Below are 16,526 nucleotides of genomic sequence, written 5' to 3'. Positions count from 1 at the left end.
TCGGCATCACTTAAAGCGATGGATGTTCGACAGTTGCTTGTTTACATTGGCATTCTTGCGGTACAGAAGCGCCATTTTGCCAATTACCTGAACCAGCTCTGCCTTGCCGCTTTTGCAGAGTTCTGCAATGGCAGCCAGGCGAGATTCGCGATCCAGGATGTTGACTTTGATTTTAATCAGCTCGTGATCGCCCAATGCGCGTTCGAGTTCGGCTAAAACACCTTCAGTCAAACCATTGTCAGCCACAGTCAATACTGGTTTCAGATGGTGGCCAATGGATTTGTACTGTTTCTTCTGCTCTTGAGTGAGCGGCATAATCTGACCCCTGTGTCTGATCTTGTAAAAAGCGGCGGCCAGTTTACCCGAGCGAGTCCCAGACCGCCCAGTTAATCACGACCCGTTTATATTTTTTGAGGTGGCCCGTGGCCCGTTCCAAAACTAGCCTGAATTGGCTGAAAGAACATTTCAACGATCCTTACGTAAAAATGGCGCAGAAAGACGGATACCGTTCGCGCGCCAGCTATAAATTGCTGGAAATCCAGGAGCGGGATCGGTTGATTCGTCCTGGTATGACGGTGATTGATCTGGGCGCAGCTCCAGGGGGATGGTCACAAGTGACCAGTCGTCTGATAGGCGGTCAGGGGCGCTTGATCGCATCAGATATTCTTGAAATGGACAGCATCCCTGATGTGACCTTTATTCAGGGTGACTTCACTCAAGACGATGTGCTTGCCCAAATACTTGAGGCCGTCGGAAATACGCAGGTAGACCTTGTGATTTCAGATATGGCCCCCAATATGAGTGGATTGGCAGCTGTTGATATGCCTCGCGCTATGTTCCTGTGTGAGTTGGCACTGGATCTGGCAGGGCGCGTACTGCGTCCGGGTGGTGATTTTCTGATTAAGGTCTTCCAGGGGGAAGGCTTCGACCAGTACCACAAAGACATCCGAAAGCTGTTCGAAAAAGTACAGATGCGTAAGCCATTGTCGTCGCGTGACAGGTCCCGTGAGCAGTATTTGCTGGGCCGTGGCTTCCGCGGTATCGAAGGTTCTGCCAGCGATGAGCGTCTCTGACCAGGGCGATAGTTTTATTTGTATCGCTTTACAGATCTGGCATAACGAATATTGTGTAGTCAAAGTTTCACAAAGGGTTACAGACGGAGCCTGCAAGCCTTGTAGGCAATGTAGTAAGTTATGCCGGTGAATATCATGCGAAGCACGCTTTCAGTAGCGGAGCTTGCTTCAGAGGGTAGCTAATTGAACGATATGGCAAAGAATCTGATCCTGTGGTTGATCATCGCAGCTGTCCTTGTGACCGTGATGAACAACTTCTCCAGTCCAAACGAGCCACAAACCCTCAACTATTCCGACTTCATCCAGCAAGTTAAGGATGGCAAGGTCGAGCGCGTAGCGGTTGATGGCTACGTGATTACCGGCAAGCGCAGCGATGGCGATACCTTCAAGACCATTCGTCCGGCGATTCAGGACAATGGTTTGATCGGTGATCTGGTGGATAACCACGTCACCGTTGAAGGCAAGCTGCCCGAGCAACAAAGCATCTGGACGCAGCTCCTGGTTGCAAGCTTCCCGATTCTTGTGATTATTGCGGTCTTCATGTTCTTCATGCGCCAGATGCAAGGCGGTGCCGGCGGTAAAGGCGGCCCGATGAGCTTTGGCAAGAGCAAGGCGCGGCTGTTGTCCGAAGATCAAGTCAAAACCACGTTGGCTGACGTAGCGGGTTGTGACGAAGCCAAGGAAGAAGTGGGTGAACTGGTCGAGTTCCTGCGCGATCCGGGGAAATTCCAGCGTTTAGGTGGCCGAATTCCTCGCGGTGTGCTGATGGTTGGTCCTCCAGGTACTGGTAAAACGCTGATCGCCAAAGCGATCGCCGGTGAAGCCAAGGTTCCGTTCTTTACGATTTCGGGCTCGGACTTTGTCGAAATGTTTGTGGGTGTTGGTGCAAGTCGTGTTCGCGACATGTTCGAGCAGGCTAAAAAGCATGCACCTTGCATTATCTTTATTGACGAAATCGATGCAGTGGGCCGCCATCGTGGCGCGGGCATGGGTGGTGGTCACGACGAACGTGAGCAGACGCTTAACCAGTTGCTGGTTGAGATGGACGGTTTCGAAATGAACGATGGCATCATCGTGATCGCCGCGACCAACCGTCCTGACGTTCTCGATCCGGCCTTGCTGCGTCCCGGTCGTTTTGACCGTCAGGTTGTAGTAGGGCTGCCGGATATCCGCGGCCGTGAACAAATCCTCAAAGTCCACATGCGTAAAGTGCCTATTGGTGATGATGTTCAGCCTGCAGTCATTGCACGTGGTACACCCGGCTTTTCAGGTGCTGACTTGGCCAACCTGGTGAACGAGGCCTCTTTGTTTGCGGCGCGCACCGGTAAGCGTGTTGTTGAGATGAAAGAGTTTGAGTTGGCCAAAGACAAAATCATGATGGGCGCTGAGCGCAAATCCATGGTTATGTCGGACAAGGAGAAGCGTAATACGGCGTATCACGAAGCGGGTCACGCTATTGTCGGCCGTGTAGTGCCTGAGCATGACCCTGTGTACAAGGTTTCGATCATTCCTCGCGGTCGCGCGTTGGGTGTGACTATGTTCCTGCCTGAAGAGGATCGTTATAGCCTTTCCAAGCGGGCGTTGATCAGCCAGATTTGCTCTCTCTATGGCGGTCGTATCGCAGAAGAAATGACGTTGGGTTTTGACGGTGTCACTACCGGCGCGTCCAACGACATCATGCGTGCCAGCCAGATTGCCCGGAACATGGTTACCAAATGGGGTCTTTCCGAAAAGCTGGGTCCATTGATGTATGCCGAAGACGATGAGTCCTACCTGGGGCGTGGCGGCGGCGGTCAAGGCGCTAATGTTTCGGGTGAAACCGCCAAGTTGATCGATTCGGAAGTGCGCAGCATCATTGATCAATGTTATGGCACGGCCAAGCAGATTCTGACCGACAATCGGGACAAGCTGGAAGCCATGGCTGATGCCCTGATGAAATACGAGACGATCGATGCCGATCAGATTGACGACATCATGGCGGGTCGCCCTCCGCGTGAGCCGCGCGACTGGGGTGATGGTTCGGGGACACCGACAGCACCGACGCTGGATAAGACCGAGCGACCGGAAACACCTATCGGTGGTCCGGCAGCAGATCACTAAGGCTTGAAATGACTTCTGTTCAGTCCTCGACCCGGTTGCCTTGTGGCAACCGGGTTCTTGATTTGGCTCACACGCATGTGATGGGCATTCTCAACGTAACCCCGGATTCTTTCTCGGACGGTGGCCGGTTTGCTCGCCTGGAAGAGGCCTTGCGTCATGCGCAGGCAATGGTTCAGGCGGGGGCAACGTTAATCGATGTTGGGGGCGAGTCAACTCGGCCCGGTGCGCGTGCAGTGACTGCGCAGGAAGAGCTGGAACGCGTTGCGCCTGTTGTTGAGCTCATCAATCGTGAGCTTGATGTCATTATTTCTGTCGATACTTCTACGCCACTGGTGATGACAGAGTCAGCGCGGCTGGGTGCTGGCTTGATCAATGATGTGCGTTCACTACGTCGTGAGGGTGCTCTACAAGCGGCAGCAGCAAGTGGATTGCCTGTCTGTCTGATGCATATGCTGGGCGAGCCCGGCGACATGCAAAATGATCCGCAGTATCGGGATCTCCTGGGTGAAGTCTCAGCGTTTCTTGCGAATCGAATGATGGTTTGCGCTGCTGCCGGGATTGAGCCTGAACGGATCATTCTTGATCCGGGATTTGGCTTCGCCAAAACCCTTCAGCACAATTTGAGCCTGTTCAAGCATATGGAAGCCTTGCATGCGTTGGGGCAACCATTGTTAGTGGGTGTCTCGCGCAAAAGCATGATCGGTCAGGTCCTGAACAAGCCAGTTACTGATCGTCTGTCCGGCAGTCTGGCACTGGCAGCATTGGCAGTGACCAAAGGTGCGCGTATCTTGCGTGTCCATGATGTTGCCGAAACGGTTGATGTGGTACGGATGATCGCAGCGGTAGAGTCTGCCGACCAAGAATGATGGAGCAAGTATGACGAAGAAGTATTTTGGCACCGACGGCATTCGCGGTCGGGTCGGCGTTTATCCCATTACCCCTGACTTCATGCTCAAGCTGGGCTGGGCTGCGGGTATGGCGTTTCGTAGCATGGGCGCTTGCCGGATTCTGGTTGGTAAGGACACCCGAATCTCAGGTTACATGTTTGAGTCCGCCCTGGAGGCCGGGTTGTCTGCTGCAGGGGCGGATGTCATGTTGCTGGGTCCAATGCCAACCCCTGCGATTGCCTACCTGACACGGACTTTTCATGCGCAGGCAGGGATCGTGATCAGTGCATCACACAATCCTCATGATGATAATGGCATCAAGTTCTTCTCTGGTGAGGGCACCAAGCTCCCGGATGAAGTCGAGCTGATGATCGAAGAGTTGCTGGATGCACCGATGACAGTCGTTGACTCCGGCAAGTTGGGTAAGGTCTCGCGCATCAATGACGCATCTGGTCGCTATATCGAATTTTGTAAAAGCAGTGTCCCGAGCAGCACCAATTTCAATGGCCTGAAGATCGTTGTCGACTGCGCGCATGGTGCGACCTATAAGGTTGCGCCAAGTGTCTTTAAAGAGTTGGGTGCCGAGGTGACGGTGCTATCGGCACAACCGAACGGCCTCAATATCAATGACAATTGCGGCTCGACCCATATGGGTCAATTGCAAGCGGCTGTACTTGCTGAGCACGCTGACTTGGGTATCGCCTTTGATGGTGATGGCGACCGGGTGCTGATGGTCGATCATACGGGGGCGATAGTGGATGGTGATGAGCTGCTATTCATCATTGCTCGCGATCTGCATGAGCGCGGCAAGTTGCAAGGCGGTGTGGTCGGGACGCTAATGAGTAATCTCGGGCTTGAGCTTGCCTTGGCTGATCTGGGTATTCCATTTGTGCGCGCCAATGTTGGGGACCGTTACGTCATAGCGGGTCTACAAGAGCGCGATTGGCAAGTTGGTGGCGAAAACTCGGGCCATATTGTCTGCTTTCAGCACACAACTACCGGTGATGCGATCATTGCTGCGCTTCAGGTATTGCTGTCTTTGCGTCGTCGTGAAGAAAGCCTTGCCCAGTCCCGTCAGGCGGTCCGCAAATGTCCTCAGGTTCTGCTGAATGTTCGATTCTCGGGAGGTGTTAACCCTGTTGAGCATCCGGCCGTCAAGGACGCGTGCGCGCAAGTTACGCAAGCGATGCAGGGTCGTGGTCGTGTGCTTTTGCGTAAGTCGGGTACAGAGCCTTTGGTGCGTGTCATGGTCGAAGGTGATGACGAAACCATGGTCCGTGGGTATGCAGAAGAACTGGCAAAACTTGTAAGTGAAGTTTGTGCTTGAATTCGGCTTGCCAGCGCGGATGTGGTTGGGTAACATCTGCGCCCACTTTGACCGACGAGGTAAAGCATGCGCCGCAAGATGGTAGCTGGTAACTGGAAAATGCACGGTACCCGCGCCAGCGTCGCTGAGCTGATCGAAGGTCTGTGTAAGCTGGGCTTGCAGAGCGATGTCGAGATTGCAGTATTCCCATCTGACTTGTTTATTGATCGAGTAATCAATGGCTTGAAAGATACGCCAATAATGGTTGGTGCTCAGGATGCAGCGGTAGAGGCGGAGCAGGGTGCGCTGACTGGTGAGATATCTTCTGCCCAGCTAGCAGATGCAGGTTGCAGACTGGTCTTGGTGGGGCATTCGGAGCGACGCCTGATTCTGGGTGAATCGAACGAGACGCTCAATCGCAAGTTTGCAGCCGCTCAAGCTTCGGGCTTAAAGCCGGTGTTGTGTGTTGGGGAGACCCTGGAGCAGCGCGAAGCGGGGCAAACCCTTGAGGTTGTAGGGCGTCAACTGAACGCTGTGATTGATGAGTTCGGTATTGATGTGTTTGCGGCAGCAGTGATTGCATACGAGCCGGTCTGGGCTATTGGTACCGGGCTGACTGCAACACCGCAGCAAGCGCAAGATGTGCATGCGGCCATTCGCGCACAGCTGGCGCAGAAGAATTCTGAAGTAGCACAAGGTGTGCAGCTTCTATACGGCGGCAGCGTGAAGGCGGCCAATGCGGTCGAACTGTTCAGCATGCCGGATATCGATGGGGGGCTCATTGGTGGGGCTTCCCTGAATGCAGATGAGTTCGGTGCGATCTGTCGCGCCGCGGGAAACTGAGAAAATGCTGGAAACAGTCGTAGTCGTTTTTCATCTGTTGGGTGCATTGGGCGTAATTGCTCTCGTATTGCTGCAACAGGGTAAGGGTGCGGATGCTGGAGCATCTTTCGGAGCAGGTGCTTCAAATACTGTGTTCGGAAGCCAAGGTTCCTCTACCTTTCTTAGTAAGTTTACTGCTATACTTGCCGCAGGTTTTTTCATAACCAGCTTAGGGTTAGGTTACTTTGCTAAAGAGAAAGCTCAAGAGCTAACTCAGGTAGGTTTACCAGATCCAGCAGTTTTGGAAGCGCCAAAGCAACAACCGGCTTCAGATGATGTGCCGGTGCTTCAAGAGCAAAAGTCGGCTACTCCAGCGACTGACGTACCTCCAGCTCAAGAGCAAAAGTAAAACGGGTTTCATGTTGTAATGTAGTATTGCCGAGGTGGTGGAATTGGTAGACACGCAACCTTGAGGTGGTTGTGCCCATAGGGTGTAGGGGTTCGAGTCCCCTTCTCGGTACCAATTATCAGGAATGCCCGCAATAGCGGGCTTTCTTGTATGTGGAAGGTTGGATTGACCCTGAAAGGGATCAACCGTATACTTCCGCTCCAGCTTTGTCGCGGGATGGAGCAGTCTGGTAGCTCGTCGGGCTCATAACCCGAAGGTCGTCGGTTCAAATCCGGCTCCCGCAACCAGTTTTAGCGGAGCCCCTAATTCAGGGGCTTTTTGTTAACTGGACACTTTATAACGCCGGTATTCAACGGCGTTTCAGGGATGGGCGCTTCGCCCATTTTTTCATTCTGCATAGCATGCACAAACATGCACTAGGGGGTTCAGGTGTCGAGCAAGCTAGAACAGTTGCAGGCCTTGTTGGCCCCGGTGGTCGTGGCCCTTGGCTATGAATGCTGGGGTATTGAATTTTCGGCTCAAGGCCGCCATTCAATGTTGCGTGTGTATATCGACAAGGAAGGCGGTGTATTGGTGGACGATTGCGCCATCGTGAGCCGTCAGATCAGTGGCGTATTGGATGTTGAAGATCCTATCGCTGTTGAATACACCCTTGAAGTTTCCTCTCCTGGCATGGAACGCCCTCTGTTCACGCTTGAACAGTTTGCCAAGTATGTCGGTGAGCAAGTGAAGATCAAGCTGCGGTCGCCATTCGAAGGGCGTCGCAACTTTCAGGGCCTTCTGCGCGGCGTAGAGGATCAGGATATCGTGGTGCAAGTTGAAGACCATGAGTTCCTGCTGCCGATCGATATGATCGACAAGGCCAACATTATTCCCAGTTTTGACTGAGACGCGGATCCCGCGGATCCAATGGCTTGCGAAAGGCGAGGCGTACGATGAGCAAAGAAGTACTGCTGGTTGTTGAGTCGGTGTCCAATGAAAAGGGCGTACCGGCAAACGTTATTTTTGAAGCGCTGGAGCTGGCTCTTGCCACTGCTACCAAAAAGCGTTTTGAAGACGAAGTCGAACTGCGTGTGGAGATCAATCGCCACACCGGTAACTATGAGACGTTCCGTCGCTGGACCGTGGTCGAAGACGAAGATCTGGATGATCCAGCAATCGAGTTAGCGGTTGACCAGGCGCAGGCGAAACAGCCAGGCGCGGTGGCCGGTGACATCATCGAAGAAAAAATCGATTCCATCGAATTCGGCCGGATTGCTGCACAAACTGCCAAACAGGTAATTGTGCAAAAGGTCCGCGAAGCTGAACGTGCTCAAGTCGTTGATGCCTATCGCGAGCGTTTGGGCGAAATCATTTCCGGCACTGTCAAGAAAGTAACGCGTGACAATGTGATCGTCGATCTGGGCAATAACGCAGAAGCGTTGCTGGCTCGTGAAGACATCATTCCGCGTGAAACTTTCCGTGTCGGCGTAAGACTTCGTGCGTTGTTGAAAGAGATTCGCACCGAGAACCGTGGTCCTCAGTTGATCCTGTCGCGCACCGCGCCTGAAATGCTGATCGAACTGTTCCGGATCGAAGTTCCTGAGATTTCCGAAGGCCTGATCGAAGTGATGGCGGCCTCCCGCGATCCTGGATCTCGCGCTAAAATAGCTGTTCGCTCCAAAGACAAACGCATTGATCCGCAAGGTGCTTGCATTGGTATGCGCGGCTCGCGTGTCCAGGCAGTGTCCGGCGAATTGGGTGGGGAGCGAGTGGATATCGTTCTGTGGGATGAGAATCCGGCGCAGTTCGTGATCAACGCAATGTCGCCTGCAGAAGTGGCGGCAATTATTGTCGACGAAGATGCCCATGCAATGGACATCGCCGTTGGCGCAGACAATCTGGCCCAGGCGATTGGTCGCGGCGGTCAGAACGTACGTTTGGCTAGCCAGTTGACTGGTTGGACCCTGAACGTGATGACCGAATCGGACATCCAGGCTAAACAGCAAGCAGAGACCGGTGACATTCTGCGCAACTTCATCGAAGAACTCGAAGTTGATGAAGAGTTGGCGCAGGTGCTGGTTGATGAAGGCTTCACCAGCCTGGAAGAGATTGCCTACGTACCGGTGGAGGAGATGCTCAACATCGACGGCTTTGACGAGGATATCGTCAACGAGCTTCGCGCTCGGGCCAAGGATCGTTTGTTGACCAAAGCCATCGCTACTGAGGAAAAGCTGGCAGACGCCCATCCGGCCGAAGACCTGCTCTCGCTTGAGGGTATGGACAAGGATTTGGCGATGGAACTGGCGGTGCGCGGCGTAATTACCCGCGAAGACCTGGCCGAGCAGTCTATTGACGACCTGCTCGACATCGACGGCATTGACGATGATCGTGCCGGCAAGTTGATCATGGCCGCCCGAGCCCATTGGTTCGAGTAATTAGGCGCGGCCTGAGGAGAGAAATGCATGACGCAAGTCACGGTGAAACAACTGGCCGATGAGGTCAAAACACCGGTTGAGCGCCTGTTGCAGCAGATGCGTGAGGCAGGTCTGCCGCACACCGCCGCCGAGCAGAATGTAACCGACAGTGAGAAGCAAGCTCTGCTGACTCACTTGAAAAGCAGCCACAAGGCGAAAGTGGAAGAACCGCGCAAGATCACTTTGCAGCGCAAAACCACCAGCACCCTGCGTGTAGCTGGCAGCAAAAGCATCAGCGTTGAAGTACGCAAGAAGAAAGTCTTCGTACAGCGCAGCCCGGAAGAAATCGAAGCTGAGCGCAAGCGTGAGCTGGATGAGCGCCGCGCAGTAGAAAATGCTGCACGTCAAAAGGCTGAAGAAGAATCCAAGCGTCGCGCCGAAGAAGAAGCGCGCCGTCAGCCTGCCTCGACTCCGGCCGCCGCAGCACCTGCCGCACCTGCTCCAGCGCAAGCTGCTCCAGCAGCAGCGCCAGCCGCCGATGCACGCAAGCGTGATGAGCAGCGTCGTCCGGACAAACCACGCGCAGACGACAACAATCGTCGCGGCAGTGGTGATGGCGAGCGTAAAAACGCGCCACATCGTGCATCGGTTAAAGAAAAAGCGCCGACGCCACGTGTAGCACCGCGCACTTCTGACGAAGAAAGCGATAGCTTCCGCCGTGGCGGTCGTGGCAAGGGCAAGCTGAAAAAACGCAATGCTCACGGCTTCCAGAGCCCTACCGGTCCAGTTGTGCGTGACGTACAGATCGGCGAGACCATCACTGTCGGCGATTTGGCTGCGCAGATGTCGGTCAAGGCTGCTGAAGTCATCAAGTTCATGTTCAAGCTGGGTACTCCGGCAACCATCAACCAGGTACTGGATCAGGAAACTGCCCAACTGGTTGCTGAAGAACTGGGCCATAAAGTGACACTGGTCAGCGATAACGCCCTGGAAGATTCCCTGGCCGAGTCCCTGAAGTTTGAAGGCGAGTCGTTCTCCCGTGCTCCGGTAGTGACCGTAATGGGTCACGTTGACCACGGTAAAACGTCCCTGCTCGATTACATCCGTCGTGCCAAGGTAGCCGCTGGCGAAGCCGGTGGTATTACTCAGCACATCGGTGCATACCACGTTGAAACAGAACGCGGCATGGTCACTTTCCTTGATACCCCGGGTCACGCTGCGTTTACCGCAATGCGTGCACGTGGTGCCAAGGCAACAGACATCGTGATTCTGGTTGTGGCTGCAGACGATGGAGTTATGCCGCAAACCATCGAAGCTGTTCAGCATGCGAAAGCAGCTGGCGTGCCGCTGGTGGTTGCTGTGAACAAAATCGACAAGCCCGGTGCTGATCTCGATCGCATCCGCAGCGAGTTGTCCGTCCACGGCGTGACGTCGGAAGAGTGGGGTGGTGACACTCCGTTTGTTTCGGTCTCGGCGAAAATGGGTACTGGCGTTGACGAGTTGCTCGAAGCCGTATTGCTGCAAGCTGAAGTCCTGGAACTCAAAGCCACTCCATCGGCTCCAGGTCGTGGTGTAGTTGTCGAGTCCCGTCTGGACAAAGGCCGTGGCCCTGTTGCGACCGTACTGGTCCAAGACGGTACCCTGCGTCAAGGCGATATGGTTCTGGTGGGCTCTAACTATGGCCGTATCCGCGCCATGCTTGACGAGAACGGCAAGGCCATCAAGGAAGCCGGTCCATCCATCCCTGTCGAGATTCTCGGCCTGGACGGTACGCCAGACGCTGGCGACGAGATGAGCGTGATGACTGACGAGAAGAAGGCACGTGAAGTTGCCCTGTTCCGTCAAGGCAAGTTCCGCGAAGTGAAACTGGCGCGTGCTCACGCAGGCAAGCTGGAAAACATCTTCGAGAACATGGGGCAGGAAGAGAAGAAGACGCTTAACATCGTCCTCAAATCTGACGTCCGTGGTTCGCTGGAAGCTCTGCAGGGCGCACTGAGCGGCCTGGGTAACGACGAAGTACAAGTGCGTGTAGTGGGCGGCGGCGTCGGTGGTATCACCGAAAGCGACGCAAACCTGGCACTGGCCTCCAACGCTGTATTGTTCGGCTTCAACGTGCGTGCTGATGCTGGCGCTCGCAAGATTGTCGAGCAGGAAGGCCTGGACATGCGTTACTACAACGTCATCTACGACATCATCGAAGACGTCAAGAAAGCCCTTACCGGCATGCTTGGCAGCGACGTCCGTGAGAACATCCTGGGTATTGCCGAAGTTCGTGACGTGTTCCGTTCGCCGAAGTTTGGTGCGATCGCAGGTTGCATGGTGCTTGAAGGTGTTGTTCACCGTAACCGTCCAATCCGTGTGCTGCGTGACGACATCGTTATTTTTGAAGGCGAGCTGGAATCCCTGCGCCGCTTCAAGGATGACGCTGCCGAAGTGCGTGCCGGCATGGAGTGCGGTATCGGCGTCAAGAGCTACAACGACGTTAAAGTCGGCGACAAGATCGAAGTGTTCGAGAAGGTCCAGGTTGCTCGCAGCCTCTAAATCGCGAGCCTCAAGAGCCAGGACGTCCCGCGGCATGCAAATGCACGTGGCCCGTCCCGGACTCTAAACGCAACGCCCGGTCCGGCTTCTGTCTGGCCGGGCGTTTGCCGCTTTCAGAACGCATGGGTTTCCCATGGGTGAGTAACAGGTAACAAGACATGGCAAAAGAATACAGCCGTACCCAACGTATCGGCGATCAGATGCAGCGAGAGCTTGCACAGCTGATCCGTCGTGAAGTCAAAGATCCACGTGTGGGACTGGTCACCATCACTGCTGTTGAAGTCAGCCGTGACGTTGGTCACGCCAAGATCTTCATCACCGTGATGGGGCAGGACAACGCTGAAGATATTGCTCAGACCATCAAGGTACTGAACTCGGCAGCCGGCTTCCTGCGCATGCAACTGGCGCGTGAGATGAAGCTGCGCAGTGTTCCTCAGCTGCACTTCCACTACGATGAAAGTGTTGTACGTGGCGCGCACCTGTCTGCGTTGATTGAGCGTGCAGTGGCTGAAGACAATCAGCATCCAGATGCGACTGCTCCCGAAGACACCAAGGAGTAACCGGTGGCTCAGGTCAAGCGTATCCGTCGTAACGTCAGCGGCATCATCCTGCTGGACAAACCGTTGGGGTTCACCTCCAACGCGGCTTTGCAGAAAGTCCGCTGGCTGCTCAATGCCGAGAAGGCCGGGCACACCGGTAGCCTCGACCCATTGGCCAGCGGCGTCCTGCCGCTGTGCTTTGGCGAAGCCACCAAGTTTTCGCAATACCTGCTCGATTCTGACAAGGGTTATGAAACCTTGATGCAATTGGGCAAGACCACCACGACTGCTGATGCTGAAGGCGAGGTTTTAAAGACCCGTCCGGTGACCGTTGGTCGCGCCGATATTGAGGCGGTCTTGCCGAAGTTTCGCGGACAAATCAGTCAGATACCGCCGATGTACTCAGCGCTCAAGCGTGATGGCCAACCGCTTTATAAGCTCGCCCGTGCGGGTGAGGTGGTGGAGCGCGAACCACGTTCTGTTACTATTACACGACTCGAATTACTGGCCAGCGAAGGCGACACTGCACGCTTGGCCGTGGATTGCACCAAAGGCACCTATATCCGTACCCTCGTGGAAGATATCGGTGAAGAACTGGGCTGCGGAGCCTATGTTGCTGAATTGCGCCGCACCCAGGCCGGTCCTTTCAGTCTGGCCCAGACGGTCACGCTGGAAGAGCTGGAAGCCGTGCATGCTGAAGGTGGCAACGAAGCAGTAGACCGCTTCCTGATGCCATCGGACAGCGGCTTGCTTGACTGGCCTTTGCTGCACTTTTCGGAGCACAGCGCGTTCTATTGGCTCAATGGCCAGCCGGTTCGTGCTCCCGATGCGCCTAAGTTTGGCATGGTGCGGGTACAAGATCACAATGGTCGCTTCATCGGTATCGGTGAAGTGAGCGAAGACGGGCGCATTGCGCCGCGTCGACTGATTCGGTCGGAATGACCGGAGCCAGGCCAAGCCGGCTATTGCCTGCGAGGACTGGAACGAGGGTGGCTGTTATTAGGCACGGTCACATCTCACATTTAAATACGAGGATTTGTCCTCGGCCTATTGGATCTGTTTGCTTGCAGACAGACCCCTGAAGAAAGGAAAGCCACATGGCACTTACAGTTGAACACAAAGCAGAAATCGTAGCTGACTACCAGCGTGCTCCAGGTGATACAGGTTCTCCAGAAGTGCAAGTTGCACTGCTGACCTTCAACATCAACACGCTGCAGGGTCACTTCAAGGCCAACGGTAAAGATCACCACTCCCGTCGTGGTCTGATCCGCATGGTAAACCAGCGTCGTAAGCTGCTGGACTACCTGAAAGGCAAAGACATCAGCCGTTACGCTGCGCTGATCGCTCGCCTGGGTCTGCGTCGCTAATAGCGATGTTGCTGGAGGCTGGTTGTTTGTCGTCCACCTGCGCGTTTCTCGCGGGTGGGCGGCGGGCTTCCAGCCTCAAGTTTTATCTGGACTAACCGGATATTTACGAAAACGCACGCAGTCGGCCGTTTTCGTAAGCATCTTGATCGGGCCAATGCCCGGCATTGCACACGTATTTCGCAAGAAACCCGTTCCCCAAGAGCCACAAAGAGAAGGTAGGACACCGTGAACCCGGTTATCAAAAAATTTCAGTTCGGTCAGTCGACCGTAACCCTCGAGACTGGCCGTATCGCCCGTCAGGCCTCCGGCGCAGTATTGGTCACCGTTGACGACGACGTCAGCGTGTTGGTGACTGTCGTCGGCGCCAAGCAAGCTGATCCAGGCAAGGGCTTTTTCCCTCTGTCGGTTCACTATCAGGAAAAAACCTACGCCGCAGGTAAAATCCCGGGCGGTTTCTTCAAGCGTGAAGGTCGCCCTTCCGAGAAAGAAACCCTGACCTCGCGCCTGATCGATCGTCCGATCCGTCCGCTGTTCCCGGAAGGCTTCATGAACGAAGTGCAGGTTGTCTGCACCGTTCTGTCCACCAGCAAGAAAACCGATCCTGATGTAGCTGCAATGATTGGTACGTCGGCTGCGCTGGCCATCTCCGGTATTCCTTTCGATGGCCCGATCGGCGCTGCCCGCGTTGCATTCCACGAGAGCACCGGTTACCTGCTGAACCCGACTTATGAGCAACTGGCTGCATCCAGCTTGGACATGGTGGTTGCCGGTACTTCGGAAGCTGTCTTGATGGTTGAGTCTGAAGCCAAAGAGCTGACCGAAGACCAGATGCTGGGCGCAGTACTGTTCGCTCACGATGAATTCCAGGTTGTCATCCAGGCTGTTAAAGAGCTGGCTGCCGAAGCTGCCAAGCCGACGTGGGACTGGTCTGCTGCTCCTGAAGCTACCGAACTGCTGGGCGCGATTCGTGCCGAGTTCGGTGAAGCGATCTCCCAGGCTTACACCATCACCGTCAAGCACGAGCGTTATGCGCGTCTGGGCGAGTTGCGTGACCAGGTTGTTGCCAAGCTGTCGGGCGAAGAAGGCCAGCCTTCGGCGTCTGAAGTCAAAGCCGCTTTCGGCGAAATCGAATACCGCACCGTTCGCGAAAACATCGTGAATGGCAAGCCGCGTATCGATGGTCGTGACACCAAGACTGTTCGTCCTCTGAACATCGAAGTGGGCGTTCTGCCGAAGACTCACGGTTCTGCATTGTTCACCCGTGGCGAGACCCAGGCGCTGGTTGTCGCGACATTGGGTACTGCCCGTGACGCACAGCTGCTGGACACGCTGGAAGGCGAAAAGAAAGACCCGTTCATGCTGCACTACAACTTCCCTCCGTTCTCGGTAGGCGAGTGTGGTCGCATGGGGGGTGCAGGCCGCCGCGAAATCGGTCACGGCCGTCTGGCCCGTCGTTCCGTTCAGGCCATGCTGCCTGCTGCAGACGTGTTCCCGTACACCATTCGTGTTGTATCGGAAATCACCGAATCCAACGGTTCCAGCTCGATGGCATCGGTGTGCGGTGCTTCCCTGGCACTGATGGACGCCGGTGTACCGATGAAGGCACCTGTTGCCGGTATCGCCATGGGTCTGGTTAAAGAAGGCGAGAAGTTTGCTGTACTGACCGACATCCTGGGTGACGAAGACCACCTGGGCGACATGGACTTCAAAGTAGCCGGTACCTCCAAAGGTGTGACCGCGCTGCAGATGGACATCAAGATCAAAGGCATCACCGAAGAGATCATGGAGATCGCCCTGGGCCAGGCCCTGGACGCTCGTCTGAACATCTTGGGTCAGATGAACCAGATCATTGGTCAGTCGCGTAACGAATTGTCGGCCAATGCGCCAACCATGATTGCGATGAAAATCGACACCGACAAAATCCGTGATGTCATCGGTAAAGGTGGCGCAACCATCCGTGCGATCTGTGAAGAAACCAAAGCTTCGATCGATATCGAAGACGACGGTTCGATCAAGATCTTCGGTGAGACCAAGGAAGCAGCAGAAGCAGCGCGTCAGCGCGTTCTGGGCATCACGGCTGAGGCCGAGATCGGCAAGATCTACATCGGTAAGGTTGAGCGCATCGTCGACTTCGGCGCATTCGTGAACATCCTGCCAGGCAAAGACGGCCTGGTTCACATCTCGATGTTGAGCGATGCCCGCGTTGAGAAAGTGACTGACATTTTGAAAGAAGGTCAGGAAGTGGAAGTGCTGGTACTGGACGTGGACAACCGCGGCCGTATCAAACTGTCCATCAAGGACGTAGCTGCCGCCAAGGCTTCGGACGCTTAATCGCGGCCTGAGCGTCTGTTGAAAAAAGGATCCTTCGGGATCCTTTTTTTATGCGCGCCTCAAAAGCAGGGTCGCAGTGGGCTAAAGGCCATGAGAGAAAAGCTGCAACTTGCATGCAATCAAACAGGCCGGCCATGCATTTTGCACGAAGGAGGAAGTTGACATAACTTATAAGCTATTGATTTTAAAGGGTTTTATTTTTTTAAAAAGTTGGCACAGCGCCTGCAATAGTACTGATAACCCTGCAGCCGCACGCCGGCGCAGATTTTAAAGAAGACAGGAGTAACTCGTATGAAGAAGTTCGCTATCGCTGCTGCAACTGCCACCGCTCTGACCCTGACTATGGCCAACGCAGCATTTGCTGCTCAATCCACTGCTCAGGCGCCTATGGTCGTCGCTGCTGGCGAAGTTACTAAAGCCAAAGAAGCTACTTCTGATACCTGGATCACCACCAAAGTTAAATCAGACCTGCTGACCGAAAAAGGCATTCCAGGCACTGACATTAAAGTAGAGACCAACAAGGGTGTCGTATCTTTGTCCTCCACGGTTGCTGTAACTGACGCGCAGAAAACAACTGCCGTAAACATCGCCAAGAATGTCAAAGGCGTAAAAGCCGTATCGGCTGACGGCTTGAAAGCTGAGTAAGATTATTTTCTCGTAGAACCGGGGGAAAGCCGGAGCAGATGATCTGACCGATCATCTGCAGCTTTCAAAATTGGTTCATGCGACGGCCACATGGATGTGGTCATTACAGC

The 16,526-nt window shown here is 54.7% G+C and carries 15 protein-coding genes and 2 tRNA genes; 16 read left to right on the top strand and 1 reads right to left on the bottom strand.

Annotated features, from left to right (window positions below; translation table 11 throughout):
* Positions 1-6: 6 nt before the first annotated feature.
* Positions 7-315, bottom strand: coding sequence for a ribosome assembly RNA-binding protein YhbY (yhbY, locus tag CJF39_RS09315; RefSeq protein WP_094993150.1), 309 nt, complete (start codon positions 313-315; stop codon positions 7-9).
* 107 nt (positions 316-422) lie between these two features.
* Here yhbY and rlmE point away from each other — a divergent pair, with 107 nt between their 5' ends.
* The 16 genes from rlmE (at position 423) to CJF39_RS09235 (ending at position 16,416) form a co-directional block, all read left to right on the top strand.
* A complete protein-coding gene (gene rlmE / locus CJF39_RS09310) occupies positions 423-1,073 on the top strand; it encodes a 23S rRNA (uridine(2552)-2'-O)-methyltransferase RlmE (RefSeq protein WP_047277544.1) in 651 nt (216 codons plus the stop codon).
* Between the two features lie 192 nt (positions 1,074-1,265).
* A complete protein-coding gene (gene ftsH / locus CJF39_RS09305) occupies positions 1,266-3,173 on the top strand; it encodes an ATP-dependent zinc metalloprotease FtsH (protein WP_047295573.1) in 1,908 nt (635 codons plus the stop codon).
* 8 nt (positions 3,174-3,181) lie between these two features.
* A complete protein-coding gene (gene folP, locus CJF39_RS09300; RefSeq protein ID WP_094993149.1) occupies positions 3,182-4,039 on the top strand; it encodes a dihydropteroate synthase in 858 nt (285 codons plus the stop codon).
* A gap of 10 nt (positions 4,040-4,049) precedes the next feature.
* Positions 4,050-5,387 carry a phosphoglucosamine mutase gene (gene glmM / locus CJF39_RS09295; protein WP_094993148.1) on the top strand — a complete coding sequence of 446 codons (1,338 nt, stop codon included), beginning with the start codon at positions 4,050-4,052 and terminating at the stop codon, positions 5,385-5,387.
* A 66-nt stretch (positions 5,388-5,453) separates the two neighbouring features.
* Complete coding sequence (gene tpiA, locus CJF39_RS09290; protein WP_094993147.1) at positions 5,454-6,209, top strand: triose-phosphate isomerase; 756 nt, start codon at positions 5,454-5,456, stop codon at positions 6,207-6,209.
* 4 nt (positions 6,210-6,213) lie between these two features.
* On the top strand, positions 6,214-6,597 hold the full coding sequence (gene secG, locus CJF39_RS09285; protein ID WP_094993146.1) for a preprotein translocase subunit SecG: 384 nt from the start codon (positions 6,214-6,216) through the stop codon (positions 6,595-6,597).
* 28 nt (positions 6,598-6,625) lie between these two features.
* A tRNA-Leu gene (locus tag CJF39_RS09280) sits at positions 6,626-6,711 on the top strand.
* A 96-nt stretch (positions 6,712-6,807) separates the two neighbouring features.
* Positions 6,808-6,884 (top strand) — tRNA-Met (locus CJF39_RS09275).
* Positions 6,885-7,026: 142 nt separating this feature from the next.
* On the top strand, positions 7,027-7,485 hold the full coding sequence (gene rimP / locus CJF39_RS09270; RefSeq protein ID WP_094993145.1) for a ribosome maturation factor RimP: 459 nt from the start codon (positions 7,027-7,029) through the stop codon (positions 7,483-7,485).
* Between the two features lie 47 nt (positions 7,486-7,532).
* Positions 7,533-9,014: a transcription termination factor NusA gene (gene nusA, locus CJF39_RS09265; RefSeq protein ID WP_047277528.1), complete on the top strand. Its 1,482-nt coding sequence runs from the start codon at positions 7,533-7,535 to the stop codon at positions 9,012-9,014.
* A gap of 27 nt (positions 9,015-9,041) precedes the next feature.
* Positions 9,042-11,534, top strand: a complete 2,493-nt coding sequence (gene infB / locus CJF39_RS09260) for a translation initiation factor IF-2 (protein ID WP_094993144.1) — start codon at positions 9,042-9,044, stop codon at positions 11,532-11,534.
* A 158-nt stretch (positions 11,535-11,692) separates the two neighbouring features.
* The gene (gene rbfA, locus CJF39_RS09255; RefSeq protein ID WP_047277524.1) at positions 11,693-12,094 is read left to right on the top strand and encodes a 30S ribosome-binding factor RbfA; all 402 of its coding nucleotides are present in this window, start codon (positions 11,693-11,695) and stop codon (positions 12,092-12,094) included.
* Positions 12,095-12,097: 3 nt separating this feature from the next.
* Positions 12,098-13,015: a tRNA pseudouridine(55) synthase TruB gene (gene truB / locus CJF39_RS09250; RefSeq protein ID WP_094993143.1), complete on the top strand. Its 918-nt coding sequence runs from the start codon at positions 12,098-12,100 to the stop codon at positions 13,013-13,015.
* A gap of 155 nt (positions 13,016-13,170) precedes the next feature.
* Entirely contained in the window at positions 13,171-13,440 is a 270-nt protein-coding gene (gene rpsO / locus CJF39_RS09245; RefSeq protein WP_094993142.1) for a 30S ribosomal protein S15, read from the top strand.
* 225 nt (positions 13,441-13,665) lie between these two features.
* Complete coding sequence (pnp, locus tag CJF39_RS09240; protein ID WP_094993141.1) at positions 13,666-15,771, top strand: polyribonucleotide nucleotidyltransferase; 2,106 nt, start codon at positions 13,666-13,668, stop codon at positions 15,769-15,771.
* A gap of 291 nt (positions 15,772-16,062) precedes the next feature.
* Complete coding sequence (locus CJF39_RS09235) at positions 16,063-16,416, top strand: BON domain-containing protein (RefSeq protein ID WP_094993140.1); 354 nt, start codon at positions 16,063-16,065, stop codon at positions 16,414-16,416.
* The last annotated feature ends 110 nt before the right edge of the window (positions 16,417-16,526 follow it).

This window comes from Pseudomonas lundensis, assembly GCF_002269125.1.
GTDB classification, from domain to species: domain Bacteria; phylum Pseudomonadota; class Gammaproteobacteria; order Pseudomonadales; family Pseudomonadaceae; genus Aquipseudomonas; species Aquipseudomonas lundensis_A.
Note: the sequence above shows the minus strand (reverse complement) of the source record. Positions and strands in the feature narration are given on the sequence as shown.